29 protein-coding genes and 1 pseudogene are annotated in these 26552 nt (G+C 57.6%); 17 read left to right on the top strand and 13 right to left on the bottom strand.

The features are described from left to right. Together IQ273_RS35740 and IQ273_RS11095 are read left to right on the top strand one after the other, a co-directional pair. Positions 1-104: pseudogene (locus tag IQ273_RS35740) on the top strand (DDE transposase); the annotation flags it as partial. A 9-nt stretch (positions 105-113) separates the two neighbouring features. Next, positions 114-557, top strand: coding sequence for an FHA domain-containing protein (locus IQ273_RS11095; protein WP_194023232.1), 444 nt, complete (start codon positions 114-116; stop codon positions 555-557). Positions 558-901: 344 nt separating this feature from the next. Here the strand turns inward: IQ273_RS11095 and IQ273_RS11090 are convergent, their stop codons facing one another. Then, the gene (locus IQ273_RS11090; protein WP_228052806.1) at positions 902-1219 is read right to left on the bottom strand and encodes a hypothetical protein; all 318 of its coding nucleotides are present in this window, start codon (positions 1217-1219) and stop codon (positions 902-904) included. Positions 1220-1440: 221 nt separating this feature from the next. On the opposite strand from IQ273_RS11090, the gene tmk reads away from it, so the two are divergent. The 4 genes from tmk to IQ273_RS11070 all read left to right on the top strand — a co-directional run bounded on the left by tmk (position 1441) and on the right by IQ273_RS11070 (position 3593). Beyond that, a complete protein-coding gene (gene tmk / locus IQ273_RS11085; RefSeq protein WP_194023229.1) occupies positions 1441-2124 on the top strand; it encodes a dTMP kinase in 684 nt (227 codons plus the stop codon). Then, positions 2097-3053 (top strand): DNA polymerase III subunit delta', encoded by a 957-nt coding sequence (locus tag IQ273_RS11080; protein WP_194023228.1) that lies wholly within the window; start codon positions 2097-2099, stop codon positions 3051-3053. Before tmk ends, IQ273_RS11080 begins: the two co-directional genes overlap by 28 nt. Before the next feature lie 79 nt (positions 3054-3132). Beyond that, entirely contained in the window at positions 3133-3372 is a 240-nt protein-coding gene (locus tag IQ273_RS11075; protein WP_194023227.1) for a type II toxin-antitoxin system HicB family antitoxin, read from the top strand. Next, positions 3372-3593, top strand: a complete 222-nt coding sequence (locus IQ273_RS11070; protein ID WP_194023226.1) for a type II toxin-antitoxin system HicA family toxin — start codon at positions 3372-3374, stop codon at positions 3591-3593. Before IQ273_RS11075 ends, IQ273_RS11070 begins: the two co-directional genes overlap by 1 nt. A gap of 29 nt (positions 3594-3622) precedes the next feature. Here IQ273_RS11070 and IQ273_RS11065 read toward each other — a convergent pair whose 3' ends face one another. From IQ273_RS11065 to IQ273_RS11055, 3 genes are all read right to left on the bottom strand, one after another. Then, positions 3623-4669, bottom strand: coding sequence for a hypothetical protein (locus tag IQ273_RS11065; RefSeq protein WP_194023225.1), 1047 nt, complete (start codon positions 4667-4669; stop codon positions 3623-3625). Positions 4670-4764: 95 nt separating this feature from the next. Further along, positions 4765-5343: a CAP domain-containing protein gene (locus IQ273_RS11060; RefSeq protein WP_194023224.1), complete on the bottom strand. Its 579-nt coding sequence runs from the start codon at positions 5341-5343 to the stop codon at positions 4765-4767. A gap of 101 nt (positions 5344-5444) precedes the next feature. After that, positions 5445-5951 (bottom strand): DUF4168 domain-containing protein, encoded by a 507-nt coding sequence (locus tag IQ273_RS11055; protein WP_194023223.1) that lies wholly within the window; start codon positions 5949-5951, stop codon positions 5445-5447. Positions 5952-6270: 319 nt separating this feature from the next. Here IQ273_RS11055 and IQ273_RS11050 point away from each other — a divergent pair, with 319 nt between their 5' ends. The 3 genes from IQ273_RS11050 (at position 6271) to IQ273_RS11040 (ending at position 8391) form a co-directional block, all read left to right on the top strand. Further along, positions 6271-6459 (top strand): NAD(P)H dehydrogenase subunit NdhS, encoded by a 189-nt coding sequence (locus IQ273_RS11050; RefSeq protein ID WP_194023222.1) that lies wholly within the window; start codon positions 6271-6273, stop codon positions 6457-6459. Positions 6460-6461: 2 nt separating this feature from the next. After that, positions 6462-7118, top strand: a complete 657-nt coding sequence (locus tag IQ273_RS11045; protein ID WP_194023221.1) for an HAS-barrel domain-containing protein — start codon at positions 6462-6464, stop codon at positions 7116-7118. A gap of 85 nt (positions 7119-7203) precedes the next feature. After that, on the top strand, positions 7204-8391 hold the full coding sequence (locus IQ273_RS11040; protein ID WP_194023220.1) for an FAD-binding oxidoreductase: 1188 nt from the start codon (positions 7204-7206) through the stop codon (positions 8389-8391). A gap of 267 nt (positions 8392-8658) precedes the next feature. On the opposite strand, the gene IQ273_RS11035 is transcribed toward IQ273_RS11040, so the two are convergent. From IQ273_RS11035 to murC, 3 genes are all read right to left on the bottom strand, one after another. Continuing rightward, positions 8659-9231 (bottom strand): DUF421 domain-containing protein, encoded by a 573-nt coding sequence (locus IQ273_RS11035; RefSeq protein ID WP_194023219.1) that lies wholly within the window; start codon positions 9229-9231, stop codon positions 8659-8661. Between the two features lie 119 nt (positions 9232-9350). Then, the gene (murB, locus tag IQ273_RS11030; RefSeq protein ID WP_194023218.1) at positions 9351-10262 is read right to left on the bottom strand and encodes a UDP-N-acetylmuramate dehydrogenase; all 912 of its coding nucleotides are present in this window, start codon (positions 10260-10262) and stop codon (positions 9351-9353) included. 59 nt (positions 10263-10321) lie between these two features. After that, positions 10322-11866, bottom strand: coding sequence for a UDP-N-acetylmuramate--L-alanine ligase (gene murC / locus IQ273_RS11025; protein ID WP_194023217.1), 1545 nt, complete (start codon positions 11864-11866; stop codon positions 10322-10324). A 528-nt stretch (positions 11867-12394) separates the two neighbouring features. On the opposite strand from murC, the gene IQ273_RS11020 reads away from it, so the two are divergent. Then, positions 12395-13411: a type I glyceraldehyde-3-phosphate dehydrogenase gene (locus tag IQ273_RS11020; RefSeq protein ID WP_194023216.1), complete on the top strand. Its 1017-nt coding sequence runs from the start codon at positions 12395-12397 to the stop codon at positions 13409-13411. A gap of 118 nt (positions 13412-13529) precedes the next feature. On the opposite strand, the gene IQ273_RS11015 is transcribed toward IQ273_RS11020, so the two are convergent. Further along, the gene (locus tag IQ273_RS11015) at positions 13530-14486 is read right to left on the bottom strand and encodes a tetratricopeptide repeat protein (RefSeq protein ID WP_194023215.1); all 957 of its coding nucleotides are present in this window, start codon (positions 14484-14486) and stop codon (positions 13530-13532) included. 391 nt (positions 14487-14877) lie between these two features. On the opposite strand from IQ273_RS11015, the gene IQ273_RS11010 reads away from it, so the two are divergent. Then, entirely contained in the window at positions 14878-16497 is a 1620-nt protein-coding gene (locus IQ273_RS11010) for a radical SAM protein (RefSeq protein WP_194023214.1), read from the top strand. A gap of 71 nt (positions 16498-16568) precedes the next feature. On the opposite strand, the gene IQ273_RS11005 is transcribed toward IQ273_RS11010, so the two are convergent. Both IQ273_RS11005 and IQ273_RS11000 read right to left on the bottom strand, forming a co-directional pair. Next, positions 16569-17075 (bottom strand): pentapeptide repeat-containing protein, encoded by a 507-nt coding sequence (locus tag IQ273_RS11005; protein WP_194023213.1) that lies wholly within the window; start codon positions 17073-17075, stop codon positions 16569-16571. 173 nt (positions 17076-17248) lie between these two features. Next, on the bottom strand, positions 17249-17677 hold the full coding sequence (locus IQ273_RS11000; RefSeq protein WP_228052802.1) for a thioesterase family protein: 429 nt from the start codon (positions 17675-17677) through the stop codon (positions 17249-17251). 247 nt (positions 17678-17924) lie between these two features. Between IQ273_RS11000 and IQ273_RS10995 the strand changes: the two genes are divergently transcribed. Further along, positions 17925-18779: a universal stress protein gene (locus tag IQ273_RS10995; RefSeq protein ID WP_194023212.1), complete on the top strand. Its 855-nt coding sequence runs from the start codon at positions 17925-17927 to the stop codon at positions 18777-18779. A 232-nt stretch (positions 18780-19011) separates the two neighbouring features. Further along, entirely contained in the window at positions 19012-19728 is a 717-nt protein-coding gene (locus tag IQ273_RS10990; RefSeq protein WP_194023211.1) for a heme oxygenase (biliverdin-producing), read from the top strand. Between the two features lie 119 nt (positions 19729-19847). Here IQ273_RS10990 and IQ273_RS34370 read toward each other — a convergent pair whose 3' ends face one another. Then, positions 19848-19976 (bottom strand): hypothetical protein, encoded by a 129-nt coding sequence (locus IQ273_RS34370; RefSeq protein WP_255534469.1) that lies wholly within the window; start codon positions 19974-19976, stop codon positions 19848-19850. Between the two features lie 145 nt (positions 19977-20121). Between IQ273_RS34370 and lnt the strand changes: the two genes are divergently transcribed. After that, positions 20122-21726 carry an apolipoprotein N-acyltransferase gene (lnt, locus tag IQ273_RS10985; RefSeq protein ID WP_194023210.1) on the top strand — a complete coding sequence of 535 codons (1605 nt, stop codon included), beginning with the start codon at positions 20122-20124 and terminating at the stop codon, positions 21724-21726. Here the strand turns inward: lnt and IQ273_RS10980 are convergent. Then, a complete protein-coding gene (locus tag IQ273_RS10980) occupies positions 21723-22622 on the bottom strand; it encodes a DMT family transporter (protein ID WP_194023209.1) in 900 nt (299 codons plus the stop codon). The genes lnt and IQ273_RS10980 overlap by 4 nt on opposite strands. A gap of 86 nt (positions 22623-22708) precedes the next feature. Between IQ273_RS10980 and IQ273_RS10975 the strand changes: the two genes are divergently transcribed. Then, positions 22709-23365, top strand: coding sequence for an ATP-binding cassette domain-containing protein (locus IQ273_RS10975; protein WP_194023208.1), 657 nt, complete (start codon positions 22709-22711; stop codon positions 23363-23365). Beyond that, a complete protein-coding gene (locus IQ273_RS10970; RefSeq protein WP_194023207.1) occupies positions 23365-24168 on the top strand; it encodes an ABC transporter permease in 804 nt (267 codons plus the stop codon). Before IQ273_RS10975 ends, IQ273_RS10970 begins: the two co-directional genes overlap by 1 nt. Before the next feature lie 221 nt (positions 24169-24389). Here the strand turns inward: IQ273_RS10970 and IQ273_RS10960 are convergent, their stop codons facing one another. Further along, a complete protein-coding gene (locus tag IQ273_RS10960) occupies positions 24390-25643 on the bottom strand; it encodes an S-layer homology domain-containing protein (protein ID WP_194023205.1) in 1254 nt (417 codons plus the stop codon). Positions 25644-26097: 454 nt separating this feature from the next. Here IQ273_RS10960 and IQ273_RS10955 point away from each other — a divergent pair. Then, positions 26098-26552, top strand: a 455-nt coding sequence (locus IQ273_RS10955) for an alcohol dehydrogenase catalytic domain-containing protein (RefSeq protein WP_194023204.1), incomplete at its 3' end; no start/stop codon positions are given.

Here is a 26552-nt window from a genome sequence, read left to right as displayed (position 1 = left end):
AGGAGAAACTGCCGCTTTATCTGGGGTTCTTTGAGTTCGTACACAATGCCCGTAAGCGAGGAAAGGCACTGCTGGGCAACCTATTGGAGACCTTGTTGAACTAGCTCCCCAAAATCCGTATTGAGCCTATTCTCATTGTTGAAGACAGCAAAGGCCGTCGAGAAATTGTCTTAGACGGGTCGGTTTACTCCATTGGGCGCGACCCAAAGTGTGACATTCGACTGTCGTCTCAGTTTGTGTCGCGACACCACGCCACTCTGGTACAGCTACCCAAAGACGACGATACTTTTTATTACCGAATCGTAGATGGCAACCTGAAGGGCAAACCTAGCGCCAATGGCATGCTCATAAACGGGCGCAAGCTACAGGCCCACGACCTTAAAAACGAAGACGAAATTGTCTTTGGTCCCCAGGCCCGCGCTATCTACTATCAACTCAAGCGCGATAGCCAGTCTACTCTCCCCCCCGACGAGTTCGATATCACCCTAATTAGCCCCAACATGGTAGAGGAGGGTGAAGAAGACTCGGCAGATTTAGACGACGACACGGAAATTTAGCGGCTACCCGTAAGCCCGATCAAGCCTGATTAAAATAGAAATAGCAAGGACGTTCTCCACACCCTGCTGGAGTGACGGCTACACCCCCTTGTGCTGCCCCAGGTTTGGCCAGTGGCAGTCACCTATGCTTTAGGCGCACTGTCGATCGTCGCTAAGGTCTAAGAGAACCTAAGGACCGTCTGTAGCTGAATGTCACTGAAATTAACTCTTGCAGATCGCCAGAAGTCTCGATCCGCCGCAGGGCATTGCCCACCAGCTTTAATTCAGTGCCATTCAACTTAGGGATTGTCTGTATCTTTGCCGTATTTGCCAGACAAGTAGGGCAAAGCATAGGCGTGTAGGGCCTAGACCAAGGCCACAATGGCCTCATTAACGGCGCTAAACACCTGTTCGCAATGATTGTCGCGTCTGAGCGGCAGCTCTTCATTTTTGACGACGAGATTTACGCAGCCAGAACCTGCGGCTACGGTCGGCTGATTAATCAGCACTTCAATGGTGGTGAGCTGAGATAGAGATACTCGGCCAGGCTGTTCTTTGGCGACTAAATAGTCACCATTTTCGTAGACCATATTTAACCCAAAGGCCTGCAAAGAGCTAATGATAGCGTCTCGCAGCCGAGAGGTTGTCTCAGGAACAGTCAGAGAATTGGTATAACGGGCCATAGGCGTCCTTTGCTGAGATCGCAACAACTATTACTCAGTGCCAGGTCGATGGCGACTCAAGTTTAGTTCCCCAACGAACCCATTCACCTAAGACGTGGTAAGTCCTGGGTTTGTATCTTAATGTATAGCATACCTTTTGTGGGGGGTAGGGTTATCGTCAGGGAATTGAGGCGATCGCGCTTGCCTGTAAGCTTGAGGAGGCCAACACTAGAGTTATGCCAATGCCAGGTAAGCTGCTGGTTTTTGAAGGGGTGGAAGGCTGTGGTAAATCTACCCAGCTGAATATTTTGCACACCGCTTTGCTCAAGAACCGTGGCCTTCAGCAGCTCCAGCAGCAGGGAATTGTTCCTCGCCTGCTGACCACTCGCGAGCCTGGGGGCACTGCCCTAGGACTGAGGCTGCGCCAGCTGCTGCTGGATGAGCAGGGCGGAGCTTTGATGGCGAGTCGGGCCGAGCTGCTGCTGTACGCCGCCGATCGCGCTCAGCATGTCGAAGAGGTGATCAAACCTGCTCTGGCAAAGGGATGCTGGGTACTGTGCGATCGCTTTATCGACTCTACAGTGGCCTACCAGGGCTACGGGCGCGGCCTAGATTTGGCCCTGATTGACCAGCTTAACCAGGTGGCAACCGGGGGGCTAGTGCCCGACCTAACTCTTTGGCTCAAGCTCGATGCCGAGGTGGGCCTGGCCCGCACCCGCCAGCGGGGGACCGCCGATCGCATGGAGCAGGCCGATTTGGCCTTTCACCAGCGGGTGCAGGCGGGCTTTGAGGTATTGTCTCAGCAGCATCCAGAACGCATTGAGGCGATCGATGCAATGGGAGCTGTAGACGCCGTTGCCAGCGAAATTTTTGCCGTTGTGGAAGGATATTTACAGCAGTGGTACGCGCCCAATTTGACGGCTTAGTGGGCCAGGATACGGCCATTGCGCTGCTGTGGCGAGCGGTAGACCAGCAGCGGGTGGCCCCCGCCTACCTGTTCGCTGGCCCCCACGGCGTGGGGCGACGGTTGGCGGCAGAACGGTTTGCTGAAATTTTGTTTGCCCCCCCATCTGGGGCACCGTCCCCAGCGCTAGGACGGCGGATTGCCCAGCGCAACCACCCCGACCTGTTGTGGGTCGAGCCTACCTATCTACACCAGGGCAAGCTGATTGGCGCATCGGTGGCTGCTCAGGAAGGCCTTAGCCGCAAAAGCCCACCCCAAACTCGGCTAGATCAGGTGCGGCAGATTGCCCAATTCTTAGGCCGTCCGCCTCTGGAAGCCCCGCGCGCGGTAGTGGTGATTGAAGCGGCTGAAACCATGGCCGAGGGAGCCGCCAATGGGTTGTTGAAGACTTTAGAAGAGCCGGGTCAGGCGACGATTATTTTGCTGGCCCCTGGCCCGCAGTCGCTGCTGCCTACCCTGGTGTCGCGCTGTCAAACGATTCCTTTTCAGCGGCTCAATGCGACGGATATGGCGGCGGTGCTAGCGCAGGTGGAGCAAACCGAGGTGCTAGCGCAGCCGCAGATTTTGGCGATGGCTCAGGGCAGTCCTGGTGGTGCGATCGCGGCCTACAACCAGCTCCAGAGCATTCCCCCAGAGCTGCTTACTGCTCTGCACCAACCCCCTCATAGCTTGCGCGAAGCCCTCGATCAGGCTCGCCAGGTAGCCAAAACCCTCGACACCGAAGCTCAGCTCTGGCTGCTCGACTACCTACTCAACTGGTACTGGCAGAGCTACCCGGCGGAAAGCCCCCGGTGGCTACCTAAGCTGGAAGCTGCTAAAGGCTACCTGCGCCGCTTCGTACAGCCCCGCCTGGTGTGGGAAGTGATGCTGATGGATTTAGTTAAGTCCTGACTCAGCTCAACCGCTGGAGGTGCTTCGGCCTGAACTGATATTGCTTATCATGCAACTAGGCACCCAACAAACAGAGCCGATGGAACAAATTGCCAAGCTCCATATCGAAAAACTTCCCGAGGGCGTTTATCTCGCCACCTCTGATGACATACCCGGCTTAGTAGCCCAGGGGCGTACGGTTGCGGAAACCATTGAAATCGCCCGCGATGTCGCTAAAAAGCTTTTAGAAGCTCAGTTAGAGCATTCCCCACGGCAACCGATGATGAGCCTTACCAATATTGAGGATAACTTTGATTACCCACTTGTCCTGGGTATCTAGTGGGTCGTCTAGCGGGGTTTAAGTATCGTCAAATTGTCAAACGTCTTAAGCAGTTGGGCTTTGAATTTGACCGTCAAGCGGCAGGCAGTCATGAGATTTGGTATAACTCCACCACCCATTGCTACACCACCATTCCCAACCATCCAGGTGATATGCCCGAAGGAACTCTCAGGGCCATTTTGAAGCAAGCAGGAATTACTCCAGACGAGTTTTTGAAATGAGCTCAGTAGATCTTCTGCTGGTTGTTGCTCTAGTCCTCTTCCACTATCAGTCGCCAGCGGATGGTTTGGGCAGTGACGCTGTCGATTTCGCCCAGGCGCACTTGCACAGTTTCGCTGGTGACGGGGCCGAGGGCGGTGAGCAGCGCCCGCAGGTGGGGGGTGCTCTCGCCGCTGTCCACAAACACCCGTTCAGCTAATTGGTTGATCCGTTTCCAGGCGGTGAAGAGTTTGACGGCGGTTTGCTCAATCTGGGCAGCTTGGGCCACCATGTCGGCGGCTGAGTTGAGGCAGCCGACCCGCAGGGCTTCTTCGAGGGCGAGTTCGAGATCAATACCGCTGGCTTCAAGCAGCTGCACCTGGTTGGCGGAGGCCAGATACTTGGATAGGTAGCGGGCCTCGGCGGTAACCTGCTTTAGGGTATCCAAATCAGGATTTAGCTCGACTTCGGTTTTGAGGGTGCTCTGGTGGACGGGGGGCAGCTTCTCCATCTCCTTTACCAGAGGGGCAATATAGCGGGTGGGAATGGTGTTGTTGGCGGCTTTTTCCCGCAGGGTTTCGGGGATGAGGTCGGAGGTCATGGCGGCCCACTCGTTGGCGACCTGGCGCACTTCGCGACGGGTGATGTGGTCGCCCTTGCGGGCCGAGTCGCTGACTAGCTGCTGCACTTCGGGGGCCGATTTGGCGGTTTCGACAAAGGCGCGCTTGCTGAACTGGTTAACCTCTTTGGGGGTGAGCATACCCGCGTCGAGCAGCTGGTCGGCGCTCTCGGCTAGCTCGATTAGGTTATAGGCGTGGCTTTTGGTAATTTCGCGGTCTTTGAGCCAGTTGAGAAAGCCGGTGCCGCGCCCGTCGCCGCCGCGCTTTTCGCGATCGCGCACCGTCCTGAGAATCCTTCCCCGCCAGATATCGGTTTGCAGATCGAATCGATCGCACACCTGCCAGGCGGCTTCCATCTGCTGATTAAACTCGTAGTCCGAGATGTTTTCATCGCCGGGGTCGGGCAGGGCAAAGGTAAGCTCTCCCGCCTGCATCGCTGACTCGATCGCCTCAGAAGAATAGGGCATTGCCGCCGTCATACCGTTGATACCACACGCAAAGGCTTTCCATTCTCCCACGTCTGCCCGCGTTAGGTGCGATCGCGACCAACGAGTTCTGGAAGTAGGCCGCTCGCCTATAGGGGACGCATAAATAACTGGGTGAAGTAGTAGGTGTTGCCTCTTTGCCAGACGCCTACCCCCGTTTCGGTAAAGCCCGATCGCAGAATATTTTCCCGGTGGCCAGGGCTATCCATCCACCCCTGCACGGCTAGAGGGGCGGGGTCGGGCGCGTTGGTGCTGGTAAACAAATTTTCGCCCACCATCGCGTAGAGAATCTTGGCGGTGGATACCCGCTGAGCTGGCCCATCCCCCGTGGGGCTAACGTGACCAAAGAAGTTTTCGTTGGCCATGCGCTGGCTGTACTGACGCGCCACCTCGGCTAGTGTCCCACTGGGTTGTAGTGGGTTGAGTCCTGCCTCCTGGCGAATCTGATTAATGCGATCGTAGACCAGAGTTTCCATCTCAGCCGCCGCCGCCGATTGAGCCCCTTCGGCGGCTGGTACCGCTGGCGGTTCTCGCCCAATCCGCGTGATGGGAGGAATTTGTTCAGCCAGCCTCTCTAAATCTGTAGGCTCGCAGCCGACCAGCACCAGGGCTACGGCGACAAAACCAACGGCTTGAAGCGTTTTAGCAAAACGTTTGGCGCAAGGCATAGGCGATAGTTTCAAGCTAAAAGCCCTGGCTATACCCTAGCGCAACGCACTCGTCTGCTAAGGAATAACCAGGGCCGCTGTCGAGCCGTTAGGCTGAGCCACTAGCCGTCGCTGTTGAGTCGCTCTACGATAGCCTGTTGCAGGGCAGGGTCTTGCTGGGCCTGAGCCAAAATTTGCTCAAACTCTTCGACGGTCAACTCTTCGGCCACGATCGCGGCCTGCATCTCTTCGCGGGCATCTGCTCTCAGCGTGGCAACCTGAGCGGCGGCAGCGGTAAACTGCTCGGCTTGTTCAGCGGGCACTTCGGTAGCTGTTTCGGGTGTCTGCTGTGATTCGGCGATCGCGTTGTAGTCATCTACCGTGAGCCCCTCGGCTTCAACGGCGGCCACTAGCTCGGCCTGGGCCGCTTGCTGAATGGCTCGAATGGCTTGATAGGCGCTGACAAAGCGATCGATTTGGCTCTCAGACACCTCGATCGGTGCAACCGGCTCGGATTGGGCAGGCTGCGCTGGGGTAGGTGTCTCTGGGTTCTGGGCGATCGCAGCCGCTGGGACACCCAGCATGAGGGTGGTGGCTAGCAGACTCTTGAGCAGAATTGACGGGTTCATAGCGATGGTCCTCGCATATCATCAGCCGCAAACTTCGCTGAGGAAGTTTGCGGTGGGCATCGACGGAATAGTGCCCATGGGTTGACACCCTATGGGGCCTTCATGGCTGCCCTATGACAACAGTATGACGATGATGTGACAACGGTGCGAACGGCCGCCCCCAGCCCCCCAAGTCGAACCCCAGGCTCAACCGCCAAAATTTTTAGTGCCCTAACCGGCTGTCCAGGGTCTCAGCCCCCAATGGCGAACCGATGGCAAAGGGTTGGCGAAGGGGAACTATGGCTTAAACTGTAGGGGCAAATCAAAAGCATTAGTTACCATGATTTTTCCTGGAGCTCCGGTTACGGTCGTTAATGCCAACGATATTTACTACGGTTTTCAGGGCCTGGTGCAGCGCATTACCGACGGCAAGGTAGCGGTGCTGTTTGAGGGCGGCAACTGGGACAAGCTCGTCACCTTCAATATGTCGGAGCTGGAGCCGGTTAGCTCCTCCGGCAAGCGGCGTTAGCCATGCGGTTACCCCTGCCCCAGGCCGCAGCCCAGGCCCATCAGCCCGACCACATTGCCGAAGTTATTGAAACGGCAACCACTGAGTTTTTGGCTCAGTGCCTAGATCCAGAGGCGCTGGCGTTTTCGGCCATGCCCCCCTTTGGCAGCTGGGTTACCGCCGTGGATGAAGAATCGGCTAACACGGTCTATGGGGTGGTGTATCACGCTACCACCAGCCCGATCGACTCGGTACACCGGGCTCGAGCGCTGGGCCTGTCGCTTGAAGACCTACGCCAGCAGCAGCCCCAGATTTTTGCCATGCTCAAGACTGAGTTTAAGGCTGCGATCGTGGGGTTTCGCGCTCCCGACCTGGCTGGGCAGCCTCTAGGGCCACTGTTTCAGCACCTGCCGCCGCGCCCACCCCAGGTACACCAGGCCGTATACCGCTGTAGCCCAGATGCCGTGATTGAGTTTACCGAGCAGCTCGACTTTTTAAGAACGCTGCTGGCCATGGGCAGTGCCCCGGTCGATAGTCTGGTGGCAGCGGTGCTGCGTCAGGGCTACCAGTTGCGTAAGCTCGATCGCCCCTGGCTGGTACAGGCCGGGCGCAACCTGAGCATTTTCTTAAAGGATGACTACGATCGCCTGCGAATTATTTTAGGGCAGGTGTACGCGTGAGGTCCAAGGTTCAAGGTGTAAGGTTCAAGGCAAAGAACCTGCTTTTCCCTTAAACTCAATCCGTTCAATCCTAAACCTTTACCCCATGCAAACCTTTGACTGGATTGTAGTCGGCAATGGCCTGGTGGGGGCGGCAGTTAGCTATGAGCTGGCTCGGTGCGGGCTCTCGGTGCTGCTGCTCGATCGCGCCCTAGACCCCGACAACGCCACCCGCTACAGCTACGGCGGCATTCCCCACTGGTCGGGCGGTACGGCGCTGACCCAGCAGCTTTGCCACGAGGGCATAGCCAAGCACCGCCAGCTCAGCGAAGAACTCGAAAGCGACACCCAATTTCGTGAGCTAGATCTACTGCTGACCCTGACGACAGATAGCGATCCCAAAGCGGCCGCAGAACCCTACGCTAACTGTGCAACACCGCCTCAGTTAATTTCGGCGGCCGAGGCCAAAGCGCTAGAGCCACTGCTGAATCAGGATGCGATCGCGGGTGCCTTTACCGTTCGCCACGGCCATGTCTCCCCTACTGCTCTGGTGAAGGCCTACAACCAATCGTTTCAGCGCCTGGGTGGTACCCGAGTGATTGCTTCTGTGGTCGATCTGGTTCGCATCAAAGATCGAGTGACCGGACTCTTGACCAGCGAGCAGGCCTACCCCGCCAAGCAAGTTTTAGTCGCTGCCGGTGCCTTTAGTCGCAGGCTGCTGCACCAGGCCAAAATAACGGTGCCCCTCTACTACACCCATGCCGAGCTAATCGAAACTCCGCCGCTGGATCTGACGCTGCGATCGCTGATTATGCCCGCCCAGACCCAACGCTTTGCCCTAGAGGCTAAGGCCAGCCAGCCCGAGACCGATGCCCAGTGGGATCAACCGGGGCACGAGATCACGCCTCCTAGCCTCGACAGCGGCGCAATTCAGTTTTTAGATGGTCACCTGCGCCTAGGCCAAATTAGCCGCACCCTGACCGACTTGGAGGCAGACTTGGACGCCGCAAAGAGCGATCGCAGTATGAGAACCGAGATCGCATCCCAAATTCCGGATTTGGCCGACGTACCCGGCACCTGGCGACGCTGTCGAGTCAGCTTTAGCCGCGATGGGTTGCCCCTGGTTGGCCCCATACCCGGCCTCAAGGGCATCCACATCATGGCCGGGTTTAGCGCCCCCTTTGTCTACCTGCCGCCTGTAGCCCAGCGATTTGCCCAAGCGGTAGTGGGAGAGACCGACCCTGTGATTACTGCCATGGCACTCGATCGCTTTAGTGAAAGTGAACCGTTTTAACCACGGCATGACAACGTCCATGCCGAACCCTGTGATCTGGTTCCCCAGTGGCTAGTACTCGATGACTGAAATATGCCCACCATTCCGAATCGCTTGGCTCCCTAGCCCCCCTGCTCCCTAGCTCCCGGAGAATAGTATCTAAACTTGCGCCGTCGAGTACTAGGAGCATAACTGACACCGGCAAAAACTGGTGTGAATCAACATCGCGGCTGACTGCGTTCGTTAGGGCTAAATTGCTGTTGGAATGATGCTTTGAGCCGGTTACTGTTAGCCAATTACAATGCGTACGGTTTTGACGCTGTCTTCGACAGAAACATTGACAACCTGTGGGGATGACTGTGAGATCACGCTAATATTACCGCTGGGTTCCAAACTGGCAAATTCTACCTGGTCTAAATCAGTCAGGCTACCGGTCGATCGCAGAATCATCCTGAGGTCTTCTTCTGTCAGGTGAGAGGTCTTCAGGGCGCTGTGGTTAATTCGGCCGTGTTGTATCAGCAGTCGCGATCGCCCTTTAATCCAGGGCTCTAGCTGAGGTAGCTGACATGACACAGCCGCTAGCAACCAGTGCATCCCCACCAGCACGACACCACCGGCTAACGTGGGAAAAAACGGTGCTGAGCCATTGATCGCACGGCTCAAGGTCGCACCCAGCGTAATGCTGAGAATAATATCGATCGCCGCATATTTACCAGCAAAGCGACGATCACCCACCACTCTAACCATCAGCATAGCGACGAGGTAGACCACCACAGCGCGTAGGCAAATCTGCTCGACTGAAAGGGGTGAGGTGTTTAACCCCAACAGCTGGCTGATCAAACTATTGAGAGAGTTCTGCATTAATTGACCTTAGAGACGCATGTGCCATCCATCCTATGCAAGAGCTACGCCAGGACAATTAACCGCAGGTCTGATTTCTCAGATCTTACGAACCTAATCTTACGAACCTAAGCATGGCGCTAAAGGGTGGGGAACTCGCCTACAAACTTGACCTCGGGCTCTAGCCGTACGGCCCAGCGAGCTTCCACCTCATTTTGCACGTGGTGAATTAGGCGCTGAATATCGGTAGCACTGGCACCGCCCAGGTTCACAATAAAGTTGGCGTGGCGCTCAGACACCTGGGCCTGGCCAATGCTGTAGCCCTTGAGCCCGCTTTGCTCAATCAGAGTCCCGGCCGTATGAGGGTAGGGGTTGCGAAATACGCTGCCGCAGTTGGGCTTGTCGTAGGGCTGGGTAGCTCGCCGCTGGTTTAGCCCTGCCAGGGTATCGGCGACCACCACCGCCGGGTCGTGGCCTGGTTCTAGCTGAAATGTGGCCTCTAGCACCACCTGCTGCCCCCCCTGCAAAGCCGAGGTGCGGTACTGAAAGCCTAGATTGGCGGGGGTCAGGTCTACCATACCGCTGGCTGGATCGAGAACGGTAGCAGACGTCAGCACGTCTGCCGTACAGCCGCCGTGGGCTCCGGCATTCATCACTACCGCACCACCCACGGTACCCGGAATACCCACGGCCCATTCCAGACCACGACAGCCACGCTTGGCTGCCTTCCAGGCCAGTGTAGGCAGCGGTTCGCCAGCGGCCACGGTGATACGACCGGTCTGATCAAACTGAGTGCTGCGCCAGCGACGGGTGCAGAGGACCAGACCCGCAATGCCGCGATCGCTGATTAGCAAATTTGACCCAGCCCCCAGGGGGGTGATGGGAATGCCGGCGGCGATCGCCCAATCTAAAACCTGCTGAAATTCACCCTGGTGGCGCGGCATCGCCAGCCACTCCGCCGGTCCCCCGACTCGAAAGGTCGTTAACGGCTGCAACGACACCTGTGGTTTCAGGCAGGCCAGGTTTGGTGCAACCCCGAGAGTTTGGTTCATATCCCCAGTGCTCAACGGTCGTTCCCCATGCTAGCCAAATTTGTGGGGACTGCCGCTGCTCAACAGGCCTCCTGAAGCGACGGCACCTCTGCCTCGGCATAGTAGGCCATTACCTGAGGAATAATTTGATTGAGATTGCCTGCCCCCATAAACAGCACCAAGTCACCGGGGCGCAGGCTGTGGGCCAGGGCTGCCTGAATATCGTCTAGGGTATGGCCGTAGAGCACGCGAGGGTGCGCGCAGGCTACGGCATCGGCTAGCTGACGCCCCGACACCCCAAAGGTATTGCTCTCGCCAGCGCTATAGATATCCGCCATAATCACCTGGTCGGCATCGCTAAAGGCATCGGTAAATCCGCTGAGTAATGCCGCCGTACGGCTAAAGCGGTGGGGTTGAAATACCGCTACTACTCGGCGACCCTCATGGCTGTGGCGGCTATCGGCTAGCGTTGCCAGCGACTGATCAGCCTTGATGCGAGCCGCTGCCAGCGTCGCCCGAATCTCACTGGGGTGGTGAGCATAGTCATCAAAAAACTGAATGCCGTTATAGCTGCCCCGCAGCTCAAAGCGGCGACGAGCCCCGCAAAAATCTTCCAAACTGTCGGCGATGTCGCCAAAGGCAACGCCCAGCTGACGCCCCACCGCCACTGCGGCTAGCGCGTTGCTAAGGTTGTGACAGCCCAGCACCCGCAGGTGCAGTACTCCCAAAGGCTGGCCCTGTTCCCACACCAGGGCGGCGGTGCCATCGGCCCCAAATTGAACATCGGTGACGTAGTAAGTAGCGCCAGTGGATGGATCTAGGCTGTAGGTTATATCTGGATTGAGGCTGGTGCGCACTACATCGCAGTCGGCGCTAGCAACCAACAGCCCACACTGGCGCTGAAAGGTTTGGAAGGTGGTAACCACTTGCCCTAAATCGTTGTAGTGGTCGGTGTGGTCGAGCTCGATGTTGGTGACAATGCCAATACTGGCAGACAGCTTAGCCAGGGTGCCGTCTGACTCATCGGCCTCGGCCACCAGGTAAGGCCCCTGACCCAGTCGGGCATTGCCGCCCCAGCTCGGCACTTCACCCCCAACCACGATGGTGGGGTCAAGATTGGCGTTGAGCAGCATATGGCCAATCATGCTGCTGGTGGTGGTTTTACCGTGGGTGCCGGCCACTGCAATACTGCTGTATTCTTGGATCAGGGCGGCCAGTAGATCAGAGCGGTGCAAAATGGGGCAACCCAGCTCTAGGGCGGCCTGATACTCAGGGTTGCGGACATCGATTGCGGTGGAACAAACGACCTGAGGGGTTGCGTCTGAGACCTGGGTGGCCAGCGTAGGATCGGCCACTAGGCTAGACCCGGTGCTGCTACATTCTGAGGCGGTGGCCAGGACAGGCCGATCACCGTCGAGAAAATAGCTTAGGTTGGCAGCCTCTTGCTGCCAAAAGATGTGGGCTCCGGCCTCTTGCAGGCGGCGGGTAATGTGGCTAAGTCGGAGGTCAGACCCAGATACTGGCAGATTGCGCTTGGTCAAGATGTAGGCCAGTGCCGACATGCCAATGCCCCCTATACCAATAAAATGAAAGGGCCTGCCGGTAAAATCTACGGGAATCGGCATCGTTACACTCCTTAGAAAACCACACCACACCAAGGGTCAGGCGTAATCATAGCAAGAATTGCCGAATTGGCCTAAACATCGGCATTAGCTTGCCTAAGTTGCTGCAGCCTATTCTCTACCCGCCAAAGCGGAGCTATAGGGAGCAGGCGATCGCCGCTAGGGTTAGCACCTCAGCGCTTGCTAAGTCTGGGGTCTACCTATCCTCAGGTGAGGCTTTTATCTATACCCTGCACGACCGTCGGCATTTGAGAATCTAGATATATATAGAGACCTAAGGGCTGCATATCAATTTTCTATGAAATTCAAATGAATAGAGTAGAAATACTTATGCTAGCTTGCGGGATTGATCCCCTGAGGGCGGCGATCGAAGGGCATGTCAACGCGTATGCATAGACTTGATGAGGTTCTTTTGGATAATGAATAGATCCAGTTCAATGGCTAGCCCCTATAAAGTGGATCATGCTTTGCGATATTATGGTGTCGTCTAAGAATAGATACCTAGTCGACTACAACAGAGGGTTAAACGCAGTGGTTAGAGTAGCAATTAATGGTTTTGGCCGCATTGGTCGTAATTTTCTGCGCTGCTGGTTGACGCGCGAAAACAGCCAGCTTGAGGTGGTGGCTATCAATGACACGTCTGATCCCAAGACTAACTCCCACCTGCTGAAATACGACTCTATGCTGGGTCGCCTCGACGCTGATGTCAGCGCCGGAGAAGATACTTTGATTGTTAACGGCAAAACGATTAAGTGCTACTCCGATCGCAACCCCAACAACCTACCCTGGGGTGCCTGGGACATTGATCTGGTGATTGAGTCTACCGGTGTATTTGTAAGCGAAGAGGGTGCCTCTCGTCACATCGAAGCCGGGGCCAAGAAGGTGCTGATTACGGCTCCTGGTAAGGGCGGCGGCATTGGCACCTACGTCATGGGGGTCAACGACAAAGACTACACCCATGACAAGAATAATGTAGTGAGCAATGCCAGCTGTACCACCAACTGTCTGGCTCCGGTCGTCAAGGTGCTGAACGATAACTTCGGCATCATCAAAGGCACCATGACCACTACCCACAGCTACACGGGCGACCAGCGCCTGCTCGATGCTAGCCACCGCGACCTGCGCCGGGCGCGGGCGGCAGCGCTAAACATTGTGCCTACCACCACAGGGGCTGCCAAAGCAGTTGCCCTGGTAATTCCTGAGATGGCAGGCAAGCTGAACGGGATCGCCCTGCGGGTGCCCACCCCCAACGTGTCGGTGGTGGACCTGGTGGTACAGGTAGAAAAGCCTGCGATCGGCGATCAGGTCAACCAGGTGCTAAAGGCTGCTGCTGAAGGCCCCATGAAGGGCATTTTGGCCTACAGTGACCTGCCTCTGGTGTCGATCGACTACCGCAAGACCGACGAGTCTTCGATCGTTGACTCTAGCCTAACTATGGTGATGGGCGGCGATATGGTGAAAGTGGTGGCCTGGTACGACAACGAGTGGGGCTACAGCCAGCGGGTTGTTGACCTAGCTGAGATGGTGGCCGCTAACTGGCCTGGCTAAAACAGCGATGGCGCGGTTAATCTCCGCGCCCGTTAAATGACATCCATTCAAGCAAAGGGGGGCGCAGAATCTGCGCCCCCCTTTTTGTTTTTTCCAGGGCCATGTTTCTGGCGGCTGTTTAGATTGAGGTCATCTCGGTGCGCAGCACCGCCACTCGCGCTTCGCTCAGCGCTACGTAGCTGCGCTTGAGATCGTCGAGTAGGCTAGCCGCCCCTTTAGTGTCGCCCAGTGCGCAGGCGATCGACAGGTGGTGCTGGAGATGCACGATCGCTCGGTTATGGTCGCCTATAGCCAGGCTAGCCAGGGTGAGTTGGGTGAGCACGCGACGAGTGGTGCGGTTGTCGATCGCCCCTTCACCGTTGGCGCTAACGGCCATATAGCGCTCATAGCAGTCGATCGCCTGGGCATATTCGCGCAGGGTGAGGTAGGTATTGCCCAGGTTTTGCAAAATTTGCAGCTTGGTAGTGCGATCGCCCAGGGTAGTGGCCATCATCAGGCTGGCCTCGTAGAGGGTGGCGGCCTGGCGGGTTAGCCCCTTAGCCCGGTAGACCATAGCTAAGTTGTTGAGCGATCGCATTTCGCCGGGGCGATCGCCGGTCTTTTTGGCCATCGTTAGGCTTTGTCCCATGTACTCTAGTGCTCGCTGCAGATTGCCCAAGTGGCGGTAGCTGTTGCCCAGATGGCCCAGAGTCTGCTGCATCAGGGCATCATCGCCTAGCTCGCGGGCCACGCGCAGGCACTGCCGACCGTAGTCTGCCGCCCACAGGTAGTCGGCCACCCGGTAGTAGAGGTGGGCCAGGGTGAGCAGCACTTTGGCCTGACTCTCTTTGTTGCCCATATTGCGGTAGCTTTGAAGCGCCTGCTGCAGCAGGGACAGCGCCGGGGTGTATTGCCCTTTCCGCAGGTGGGCTAGCCCCTGCTTTAACCACTGCGAAGCCTCTGCCGCCTGGCACTGGTGGTAACCCTGGGCGATGCGCTCGGCCTGAGCGAGTAGAGACGGGTCGCGGGGGATCCGTACGGTGGCCTCGTCGGCAAGAATATAGGTGGGGCGCATGGGAGGAGTGGGGGAAGTCATAGGCCGAATCCGCAGGGCAGCTGCGGGTGCATCTAAAGGGTTGTTATCACGGTGAGGTAGCTAGGGTAGATCGCGTTGTCTTAATCGTAGGTTTATGATCTCTGGGTCAACACCGTGCTTTTACCACATATTGTCTGGTGAAGACCCTACTTCCTGCGCAAATCAACTGATATTTTCTGGATTTGTGTGAGCACAGAGGTCGCTATGAAGCGACCTTCGTGAGATTGAGGTAATCCCATCCCTGGTCTTTGTAAAGCTTGCTGGACCCACCCTGTAATATTACAGACCGTAGGCGGCTGCGATCAATGCCATCCCCTGGGTTAAAGTCATGGCTACTGATTATGCTGGCACTGATTACACTGGAGAAGCCGCATCGTTTTAGCGCTAACCCTTGGTCACTCTCCCCCTTCACGACGAAACTCTGCTGTTTGAGCCTGCCGTTCCCCATGACGATGCGCTGGCGGTGGTGTTCGCCTTCCCCAATGAGTACACCGTGGGCATTACCAGTTTGGGCTATCAGGTGGTGTGGGCTACCCTGGCCCGGCGGGCCGATATCAGCGTCAGCCGTTTATTTACCGATGGCCACGAGGCCCTGCCGACAACCATTGATGTGCTGGGTTTTTCGCTGTCCTGGGAACTAGACTACGCGAACCTGCTCACCCAGCTCGAAAACCTCGATATTCCTTTATACGCCCAAAGTCGCAGCGACGAACATCCATTGGTCTTTGGCGGCGGCCCGGTGCTCACGGCCAACCCCGAACCCTTCGCCGACTTCTTCGACGTCATTTTGCTGGGGGATGGCGAGACGCTGCTAGACGATTTTTTTGACGCGCTGGTCGGGCTAAAATCCGCTAGCCGCGCGGAAACCCTGCGCCGTCTGGCGATGGTGCCGGGTGTGTATGTTCCATCGTTGTACAGCGTCACTTACGAGGGGCCGACGGGGAGCGTGCGGGCGATCGCCCCCATAACAGACGATATTCCTGCCACCGTGCAAAAGCAGACCTACCGGGGCAACGTGCTTTCGGCCTCGACCGTCGTTACCCCTCGCGCCGCCTGGGAAAACATCTTTATGGTGGAGGTGGTGCGCAGCTGCCCAGAAATGTGCCGCTTTTGTCTGGCCAGCTACCTGACGCTGCCGTTCCGCACGGCCAGCCTGGAAGACTCGCTGATCCCCGCCATTGAACAGGGGTTAGCGGTGACCAATCGGCTGGGGCTGCTGGGGGCGTCGGTGACACAGCACCCCGAATTTGAGACGCTGCTCGACTATTTGAACAAACCCCAGTTCAACGATGTGCGGCTCAGCATTGCCTCGGTGCGCACCAACACCGTGACACCCAAGCTGGCCGAAACTCTCACCCGCCACGATACGCGCTCGATTACGATCGCGATCGAGAGTGGCTCAGAGCGAGTGCGCCAGATCGTCAACAAAAAGCTTGAAACTGACGATATTGAGCGCGCCGCCGTCAATGCTAAAGCCGGTGGCCTCAGCGCCATGAAGCTCTACGGCATGGCGGGGGTGCCGGGCGAAACCATGGCCGACTTAGAGCAAACCGTGGCCCTGATGCTGCGGCTCAAAAAGGCGGCTCCTGGTCTGCGGCTCACCTTTGGGTGCAGCACCTTTGTACCCAAGGCCCACACCCCCTTCCAGTGGTACGGCGTGAATAAGGAGGCCGAAAAGCGGCTTAAGTACCTGCAAAAGCACCTGCGCTCTAAGGGCATCGACTTTCGGCCCGAGAGCTACAGCTGGTCGGTGATTCAGGCGCTGATCTCGCGGGGCGATCGCCGCCTTGGCCCGGTACTTGAGCGGGTGCGCCACTACGGCGATAGCTTGGGCAGCTACCGCCGCGCCTTTAAAGACTTTCAAGACCAGATTCCGCCGCTGGAATACTACGTCCATGAGGACTGGGATTTGAATCAGCCGCTGCCGTGGGATCACCTGCTGGGGCCGCTGCCCAAGGCGACGCTGCAAAAGCACTTTGACTCGGCAGGGGCGGAGGCTGTGGCGGTATAAATACGCCGTATGAGGTAGACCCCGCAGGGCAAACAACCGTTTGCCCCTACCTCATCCACCCATCCACCCATTTACCGGCAGCCCAAGCTATCTCTGGTCGCGACCCCGGTAACCTCATTCACGCCGTCGGCGTACTTGCACATTTGGGCGACCTGAAAGCGATCGATAATGGCCCCTGAGAAATCGGCCCCGGTAATGTTGGCCTCGCCAAAGCTGCTGCTGGTAAGCAGGGCATCGGTAAAGATGGCGTTGGAGAGATCAGAACCGTCAAAGATGACGCGATCGGCAAAGGTGCCCGACAGGTCTGCGAACGAGAGGTTGGCCCGCAAAAACGAGGCCTTGGTCAGAATGGTTTTGCTCAGGTTGGCTTTTCTAAAATTGGCCTCTCGCATTTCGGCAGCGGCAAAGGAGGTGCCTGAGAGCTGCTTGCCCGAAAAGTCGCGGAAGCTGAGGTCGGTGAGGGTGTAGTCGACCGTGTTGTCTTGGGCGTAAGCGGCGGGGGCAGCACCGAGCCATCCGGCGATCGCAATCACCAGGGTACAGACTACAGCGAGGGCTTGGGTGAGGGTGAAGAACATAGTTGGGGCAACCGTAGAATGGGCTTGGGCAAAGGGGGCTAGACCGTACCGATCGGAGCCTAGCTTTAGAGCGCGGTGGGCGTGCTTTGCTCATCCTACAAATATTTTGGGCCAAGATTTTAGGCAAAATCTAGAGGCAAAGGTTTGAGGCTTGGGCCGAGGGGAGTTACGCCTCACAACATAGACTCCAGGACCGCTTGTAGGGGGGCGGGCAGGCGGCGCAGTACTCGCCGAGTTTTGACATCTACGGGAACCAAGGTCACGCTACCTTCGATACAGGTCTCCTGGGTGGCGGCGTTTTGAATATCGTAGTGCCACACCAAGCGCACCCCTTTGGCGGGTTCTAGGCGGGCGTTGACCAGGGCCGTGTCGCCCAGGGTGAGCGATCGCCGGTACTTAAGCCCCAAATCCACCACCGGCAGGTCAACACTAGCCTTAATCCAGTCGGCAAAGGTCAACCCACAGGCACTGAGGTAATTAACCCGCGCTTCTTCCATCCAGGCGATATAGGTACCGTGCCAGACAATACCGGCGTAATCAGTGTGATGGGGCTGCACCACCACCCGGTGTTCATACCAGCGAAAAGATTCCAGAGATGCCATTGAGGCTGTTTCACCGATTGGCCCGCCAGGCGGACTAACTCTACTACAAATTATGAATCGCGCCAAAATAGGCTTAAAACCAGTGCCTATGATGATTGAGAACACCTTATCTCAGTTTTATACCCCGTTGTTCCGATGGTCTTAAACGGGCGAGATGAGGCATCGCTTAGGATCCTTAAACAAACTGTTTTATTTCAGCGTTGCCCATTTAGACCCTTGCCGTCAAGCGCAACCCTACGAGGACATCATGATAGAAAAGATTCTTTTGGCCGATTCTGGGACTGGCAACACCGAAGCCATGATGAAGGCACTGATGGATATTCCCCTGGTGCAGCGGGCCTCGATTACGGTGCTGCACGTGGTGCCCTCTCAAGTGTCTGCCGAAACCATGGCAGAGCGCTGGGAAACCGGAGGTCGCACCCTGGCTACAGCCATTACCAATCTCAACCTCGACCCTAGCCGCGTTAATGCCGTGCTGCGGGAGGGTGACCCCAAAGATGTAGTGATCCAGGTGGCTAAGGAAGTCGAGGCCGATTTAATCGTTATGGGGTCGCGGGGCTTGCAGGGGCTGAAGGCTATTCTCGAAAATTCCGTCAGTCAGTATGTGTTTCAGCTGTCATCGCGGCCCATGCTGCTGGTTAAAGATGACCTCTACAGCATTCGCCCCCTAAAGCGGGTGATGGTGGCGATGGATAAGTCTGACTCGGCTCGGGAAGGGTTAAACATTGCCATTTCGCTGTTGCGTGATGTCAAGGGCGGCGAGATTACGCTGGTGCACACGGTATCGAGCCTCAAGACCAAGCCCTTTGATGTGGCCAGTGTCGACCCCAACCAAGACCCCATTTTGACCAATGCCCTGACTGAGGTGAAGCGGTATGGCATCGACTACAAGCTAGTCGCCCCCGAGGGCAAGCCCGGTCGCCGCATTTGCCAACTGGCTGAAGAGCGCAACATGGACTTGATTGTGTTAGGTTCGCCCGATCGCCGCCCCACCATTGCCAAGGGTCTGCCCGATTTGGACAAGGTACTGGGCGAGTCGCTGACCGACTTTGTGCGGGTGTACGCCCCCTGCCCGGTGCTGCTCACCCGAATGGCGGCCTAGGCTTGAGGATACTTCAATCGTTTCCTTAGAAAAGCAGGGTTTTGGTAACGGCCTGTAAAAATTCGTAATGGAAACGATGATCAAATCGGTCTAAGTTAAACAAATGTGCCCGTTGTAATGGCAAGTTAAGGCGTTCTCATTTTTGGCGCTAGGCCGATCTAAGCAGGCATTGGCGAATCGAAACTCCGTTTAAACCTCACCTTTTAATTCACCCTAGAGCGAGATAGTCAGCATGAGCAGTAACCTATCCACCGAGCTGCGCGAAGGTACCAAAAAAGCCCATACCATGGCCGAAAACATGGGCTTTGTGCGCTGCTTTTTGCGGGGCGTGGTCGAGAAGAACTCTTACCGCAAGCTGGTGGCCAATTTCTACTATGCCTATGCGGCGATGGAAGAAGAGCTAGAGCGCCATAAAGATCATCCCGTTGTTTCTAAGGTTTACTTTCCTGAGCTGCACCGCAAGGCGACTTTGGAATCTGACCTGGCTTACTACTATGGCCCCAACTGGGCGAATGAAATTTCGATGACGCCTGGCGGTCAGCGCTATGTCGATCGCATTCGTGAGGTGGCTCGTACCCAGCCCGAGTTGCTGGTGAGCCATTCCTACACTCGTTACATTGGCGACCTGTCGGGCGGCCAAATTCTCAAGGGGATTGCCCAGCGGGCGATGAACCTGTCGGAGGGTGAGGGTACAGCGTTCTACGAGTTCCCTGAGATCTCTGATGAGAAGGCGTTTAAGGCGAAGTACCGCGAGTCGATCGATGCGGCTCCGGTGGATGATGCCATGGTGTCCAGCATTGTGGAAGAGGCCAATGATGCCTTTGGCTTGAACATGGAAATGTTCAAGGAGCTGGAGGGGAATCTGATTAAGGCGATCGGTCAGATGTTGTTCAATACGCTGACCAGCCGTCGGCGTCGGGGTAGCACTGAGTTGGCGACTGCTGAGTAGTTTGGGCTGGGGCTAAAACCCCTAGGCTCTCATTTTCGATTACGGTATTGAGGAAGCGACCTGCGATCGCTTCCTCAATTTTTTTTGGTCGTAGGGTGCATTAACGCAGCAATGCACCGTTAACTTTGGCGGGGAGCAATGGGTCTCAAAGCCAAATCTGCCGCTGGGGGCGTTTCGATTGCCCCCAGACCCCGTCGACCAGGGCCGTGCCGCCGCCCTGGACCCAACGGAAAGGACTGATCTGCCATCGGTTTAAACCTCTGTACTGCCAACTGATCGGTCAACAGTTCTGAGTAGCCGTATAGCAGCGTAGGGTGGGCACTGCCCACCATTAGATTGGGCCTTCTTCAGAAACCCTATATGACAGACTGAGAGGGATAGCTGAGGTTAGGCATGAAGGCGGTAGCGGTGTTTTTGCGAAAGCTGGTCTACGGGTGGAGCTGGCGGCAGGCTGGTTTGGTCGCTCTCAGCGGAGTTCTGATGGCGATCGCGCTGCCGCCGTGGAGTCTGTGGCCTTTGCCATGGGTGGGGCTGGTGCCGCTGTGGTGGGTGGTCATGGTGACACCCTCGGTCGCGCTGGCGGCGGCCTATGGGCTGCTGTGGGGGCTGGTGTACTACGGCATTTCGCTGGCCTGGATTACGCATTTGCACCCGCTGATGTGGATGGGGGTGCCGTGGTTGAGCAGTATTGCGATCGCTCTCTTTGCCTGGATTTTCATCGTTCTCTGGGGCTCGGTCTGTATAGCGGTGTGGGGCGGCGCGATCGCGTGGCTGACTCGTCGCTGGTCAGGGCGATCGCTCTGGCTGGTGCTGGCTGGCGCGGCGCTGTGGTGCACTCTGGAGACTCTACGCAACTATAGCCCCCTCGACTGGTCGCCCCTCAGCTTGACCCAAAGCCCCAACAACTTGTGGATACTTCACCTCACTCGGCTGTCCGGGCCGCAGATTATTTCTGCCATTCTTGTCGCCACCAACGGTCTGCTTGCCATTGCCATTACCCCTCACCCTGGGGGAAGCCGATCCGCGTCTGTACCTTCCTCATCTCGCCGCCCGTTTGCCCTCACCGCCTGTGCTCTCGTCCTCGCGAGTCACCTGCTAGGCGCACTGCTATATGCTCAGGCCACGCCCGTTTCCCCTGATCAATCCCTTGCCCTGGGTCTGGTTCAGGGCAATGTGCCCACCCGCGAAAAGCTCACTCCCCAGGGTGTGCGTCAGGCGCTGCAGGGCTATACCGAGGGTTATCTGGCTCTGGTCGATCAGGGGGTAGATGCGGTGGTGACGCCCGAAGGGGCGCTGCCACAGCTGTGGAATCCTAATTCACCCCAGATTGCGGCCATTCTGCAAACCGTGGGCCAGGCGGGGGTGCCGCTGTGGCTGGGTACCTTCGCGCCTGTGCCAGGAGAGGGGCGGCCACAATATACCCAAAGCATTCTAGAACTGCGGGCCGATGGCCAGTACCACGGGCGTTACAACAAGGTGCAGCTGGTCCCTCTGGGCGAATACATTCCCTTTGAGGCGCTGCTGGGCCGACTGATTAGCCGCCTCTCACCGCTGGAAAGCTACCTGGTACCAGGTCAGCCTGTGCAGCAGTTTGAAACCTCGGTGGGCAAAGGCATTGTCGGTATTTGCTACGAGTCGGCCTATAGCCGCCTATTTCGCCGGCAGACTCGGGCGGGGGGCGAGTTTATGGTGACCGCGTCTAACAACGACCCCTACCCAGTGTGGATGATGATGCAGCACCACGGGTTTGACGTGCTGCGGGCGGTGGAAAGCGATCGCTGGGCGCTGCGGGTTACCAACACTGGCCTCTCTGGCCTGGTCGATAACCACGGTCGCACCCTCTGGCTGGGGGAACCGCAGACCTACCTGATTCACCGGGCTGAACTGGAACGTCGTCAAACTCTCACCCCCTACGTGCGCTGGGGCGACTGGCTGACGCCGCTGCTGCTGGGGCTAACGGTGGTGGGCTGGTGGGGGCAGCGGCGTTCGTTCCTTTAGCTGGGTTTGTGCGTCATTCCAGGCCAGAAAAAATCGAGGGTCGCTAAGATTGCTCCGCCGACAATTAATCCGCAGGCCAGCCCCACCGACCAGGTGGCCTCTGCTCGGCCAGCGGCAATCAACAGCAGGGTTGAGAGCAGCGGGGCCGCGTACGACAGCGCCCCCAGCACGCGAATGTTGCCGCGCTTCACCCCGTAGTCCCAGGTGAAAAAGGCGAGGCCGACCGGCCCCAGCCCCAACCCCAGAATGGCCAGCCATTGCCAACCCGCAGGCACCACCGTAGTTTCAAATAGGGCATGACAGAGCCACGCTAGCGCGGCTGTCGCGCCGCAAAAGCCCCCTACCGCATTGGTCGGAATTGTTCCAAACCGCCGTGAGAGAATGGAATAGCCCGACCAGGTAAGGGCGCAGACTAGGGCCGCCAGATACCCGGTGGTGTACTGAGCCTCAAAGCTAAACCCTCGGCCTCTGGTAACGAGCAGTCCGGCACCCAAAAAGCCTGCGATCGCCCCCGCTCCGTGAAACCAACGCAGCCGTTCCCCCGGCAGCAGGACCGAAAAAAACACGATTAGCAGCGGCCACAGGTAGGCAATCAGGCTCGCCTCCACCGCCGGGGCGTGGCGCAGGGCCATGAAATAGAAGAAGTGATAGCCAAATAGTCCGACAATGCCGATCGCCCAGACCCGCCAGGGCAGCCGCAGATGGCTCAGCACGTTGCCCCCAGCTTTCATCCAAACCCCTATGCCGATACCGAAGGCGATTGTAAACGCCATCGCCGTCAGCTGAAACGGCGGCACGGTGCCGCTGAGGTCGGTGAGCAGGGCCAGGGTTGCCCACATGAGCACCGCCGAAAACCCAATTATGGTCGCCTGCCGCTGGTTTGGGGTGGGTGCCACGGTGTGTCTCCTCTGGTATTGCCCTGCTGTGTATTGTAGAGATGTCAATATGGCAAATGTCTCTGTATGGCAGAAATTGGTGTTCCATGACGTCTAGCCAAGCGCTGCTGTCTGCCAAGAACCTGGGCCGTCAGCTGGGCGATCGCTGGCTGTGGCAAGGGGTGAATTTTGAGCTGTTTGCGGGGGACTGCGTCGGCCTGGTTGCTCCGTCGGGCGTGGGTAAAACCCTGCTCATGCGCAACCTGGTGCTGCTCGACCCGTTTCAGCAGGGGGAGGTGAGGTTTGAGGGTAAGCCCCTGGCAGCGTGGTCACTGCCGACCTATCGCAGCCGGGTGATGTATGTACCCCAACGGGCGATCGCCTTTGACGGTACGGTGCAAGACAACCTCAAGCAGGTGTTTGACCTGGGGGCTTATCGCCAGCGCCAGTTTGATCCAGCCATCATCCAGACCTGGTTGGCCCAGTTGGGACGCGGTCCCGAGTTTTTAAAGTTAAATGGTGCCCGCCTGTCGGGCGGTGAGGCCCAGATTTTGGCGTTGCTGCGAGCGTTGCAGCTTGACCCCCAGGTGCTCTTACTAGATGAGCCTACGGCCTCGCTTGATGCCACCACTACGGCTCAAGTCGAAGCCCTGCTGCACGACTGGCTTCAGTCCCCCCACCGGGCCTGCCTGCTGACCAGCCACGACGCCGATCAAATTCGCCGAGTTACCTATCGGCAGATCAACCTGGGGGAATTTGCTTAATGGAAGATAGCTATATCGTCATTAGCTATGGGCAGCTGGCTCTCTCGGCGGTGCTGATTTTAGTGAACGTGGCGCTGTCGGTGGCGTTGCAGCTGGGGCTGGCGCGATCGCTGCTAATCGCTGCCCTGCGTATGGTGGTGCAACTGCTGCTGATTGGCTTTGTGCTGGAGTGGCTGTTTACCCAAGACAACGCTCTGGTCATTCTGGCGATCGCGCTGGTGATGACCGCGATCGCCGGAGTCTCTGCCGTCAACCGCACCCAGCGTCGCTTTGCGGGCATCTACTGGCACAGCCTGCTGTCGGTGCTGTCGGCCTCGGCCCTGGTGACAGGCTTTGCTATGGTCGGCATCATTCGCGTGCAGCCCTGGTACGACCCGCAGTACCTGATTCCGCTGATGGGCATGGTGCTGGGCAACACCCTCAACGGCATTTCTTTGGGGCTAGACCGCTTTATGGAAGGGCTAATCGCCCAGCAGGGCCAGGTCGAAACCCTGCTAGCCCTGGGCGCAACCCGATGGGAAGCCGCCCACAAGCCCGTGCGCGATGCCATTCGCATTGGCATGATACCCACCATTAACTCGATGATGGTGATGGGCCTGGTCAGCCTGCCGGGGATGATGACTGGGCAAATTTTGGCCGGGGCCGACCCCATCGACGCCGTACGCTACCAAATTGTGATTATCTTCATGATTGCCGCCGGGGCCGCCCTGGGGATCTTTGCCGTCGTGCTGCTGGCCTATCGCCGCCTGCTCAGCCCCGACCACCAGCTGCGGCTCGACTATCTGGAGAAAGCAGGCCAGTGATTGATCTGGGCTAGTCTATGTCTAAAAAACCGGGGTTCTCGTCTATGAGAACCCCGGTACATTTTCGGTGGCTAGAACCCAATTTGGTTATCACCACGTCTGTAAACGCCGAATGCAACCACCCCAGTTTAGCGAAGGCCATCCTGTAGGGGCGAACGGCGATCGCCCTGCCAAAATCTCTTACGGCGATCGCCCCAATGCCCAGAGGTCATTGAACGGGTTTAGTTATTGGCGATCGCATCAACCGTGAAGTCAGAGCGCAGGGTAAGGTCGAGATCGCTGGGGCGAATGACTACCACTGCGTTGTTCGAGGTCGGTTGGTTTTCGCCATTAATAACGGCCCCAATTACGCCGCCCAGGTTTCTGTTGCCGGTAATCGAGGCCAAAATCGACTCGGCTGCGCCAGTAATCAGCGCGCCTTGCAGGGTCGTGTTGTTGACGCTGGTGGTAGCGGCGATCGCGCTCGACTCGGCGTTGATGTTGTAGGTGCGCCCGTTGACGGTGAGGGTGTCTGCCACAAACTTGGCCGCCGTCACATCAGCGCCGCGAATTTCGACCGGCACAATCCGCCCCTGCACGCTGCTGCCCGCTGGAATCAGCACCTGATTTTGGCTATTGCGAATGGGCTGGGCAATCTCCAGGTTGGTAGCTACAGATTGACCGGGGGCCACCACAATGTCTACATCGGCATTGGGATAGCGCACATCTAGCTGGGTGCCGTTGGGCACCAGACGCGGCGAGCTGGTGCTGGTGCCATTGCCGGTGCCGGTGCCGGTGCCGGTGCCGGTGCCGGTGCCGGTGTTGTAATTAACGATGTAGTTGCTGGCGCTCAACCCGGCTGCCAGGGCGGGCTGGCGCTCCTGGGCGACCAGGGCCTGATAGATAAAGGCGGCCACATCGGCGCGAGTGGCGGTGCGCTGGGGGCCTAGCACATCGACATTGGGGTAGTTGACCACCAGGCGGTTTTGGGTGGCGGCGGCGACGGGGCCACGGCCATACTCAGGAATTTGGCCCGCATCGCGATAGGTGTTTAAGACTTCATTTACTGAGCCGCTAGCGCTGTAGTCGAGGCCGTTAGCCAAAGCTACCAGCACCTGCACCCGAGGAATCTGGGTTTCGGGCTGAAACGCGCCGTTGGGGTAGCCGGAGAGAAAACCCTGGCTGTAGGCATCGTCGATCGCAGCGCTGGCCCAGTAGCTGCTAGGCACATCGCTGAAGCGGGGCGGGGTGCGATCGAGGGGCTGCTCAAAAGCGTTGCGCACAATGGCGGCAAACTGGGCGCGGGTCACCGGCTGGTCGGGCCGAAAGGTGCCATCGGGGAAGCCGGCAATAATATTCTCTTCCGCTAGATTCTCAATAAAGGGGCGTGCCCAGTAGTTGGCCCCAACATCAGAGAAATCGCTGGTTTGCGCGATCGCAGGCAAAGCCAGCGTAGACCCTGCCACCGCCCCTAGGGTTACCAGGGTTGCAGTCATAGCAGATCGGTTCAGTACGGTGCTCATCATGAAAGGTTTCCTTAACAAGGGTAATTTCAACGCGACGGCAGAAAATTATTGCCAGCCGCAGAAAAGTGGCTCTAGAACAAGTCGAAGAGCCAGGTTGGAGGCAGTGGTGGGAGGAACAGCCAACTTTGTCGAGATTTTAAGCAGGTTTAGCAGAAAAAGGGCGCAACAGAAACCTAGCCCCTGGGGGTTGGCTAGGGATCTGAAATAGGGCAGACAGGTAAATGCACCGAAAACGTGATCACTCACTTTGTTCTTTTGATTACAGACTGCCAGCACGGTGCTAGTGTTTCCATCCTTCAAAAGGTTGAACTTAAAGGGCGATCGCGGTTGTAGCCCCGTTCCTAAAGACAGGAATTTCAAGTACCGATAGCTCACGCTCCGTCCCTAGACAAGGCACACTGGGAATGTTGATCTGCCATCGGTTATGAAAGCTGTTGCCCTCACCCACTATCTGCCCATCAGCGATCCAGAATCGCTCTTCGACGCTCGCCTGCCCAAGCCCAGCCCCACAGGGCGAGATTTGCTGGTGCGGGTCGAGGCCGTCTCGGTAAACCCGGTCGACACCAAGGTGCGTGCCCCCAAAGATAAAGTCGAAGACACCCCCAAAGTGCTGGGCTACGACGCTGCCGGAGTTGTTGAAAGCGTGGGCGATGCGGTGATGCGCTTTCAGCCGGGAGATACTGTCTACTATGCTGGAGATATCACCCGCCCTGGCTCCAATGCAGAGTTTCAGCTGGTGGATGAGCGGATTGTGGGTCACAAGCCCAAAGCCCTTTCCTTTGCTGAGGCCGCTGCCCTACCCCTAACCACGATCACCGCCTGGGAAGCCCTGTTTACTCGTTTGGGCATCAACCGGGCCGGGGGCAACCGGGGCGACTC

Source organism: Nodosilinea sp. LEGE 07298, from assembly GCF_015207265.1.
Classification (GTDB): domain Bacteria; phylum Cyanobacteriota; class Cyanobacteriia; order Phormidesmidales; family Phormidesmidaceae; genus Nodosilinea.
The sequence above is the reverse complement of the archived record's forward strand: the minus strand, read 5'-3'. Positions and strand labels throughout refer to the sequence as shown.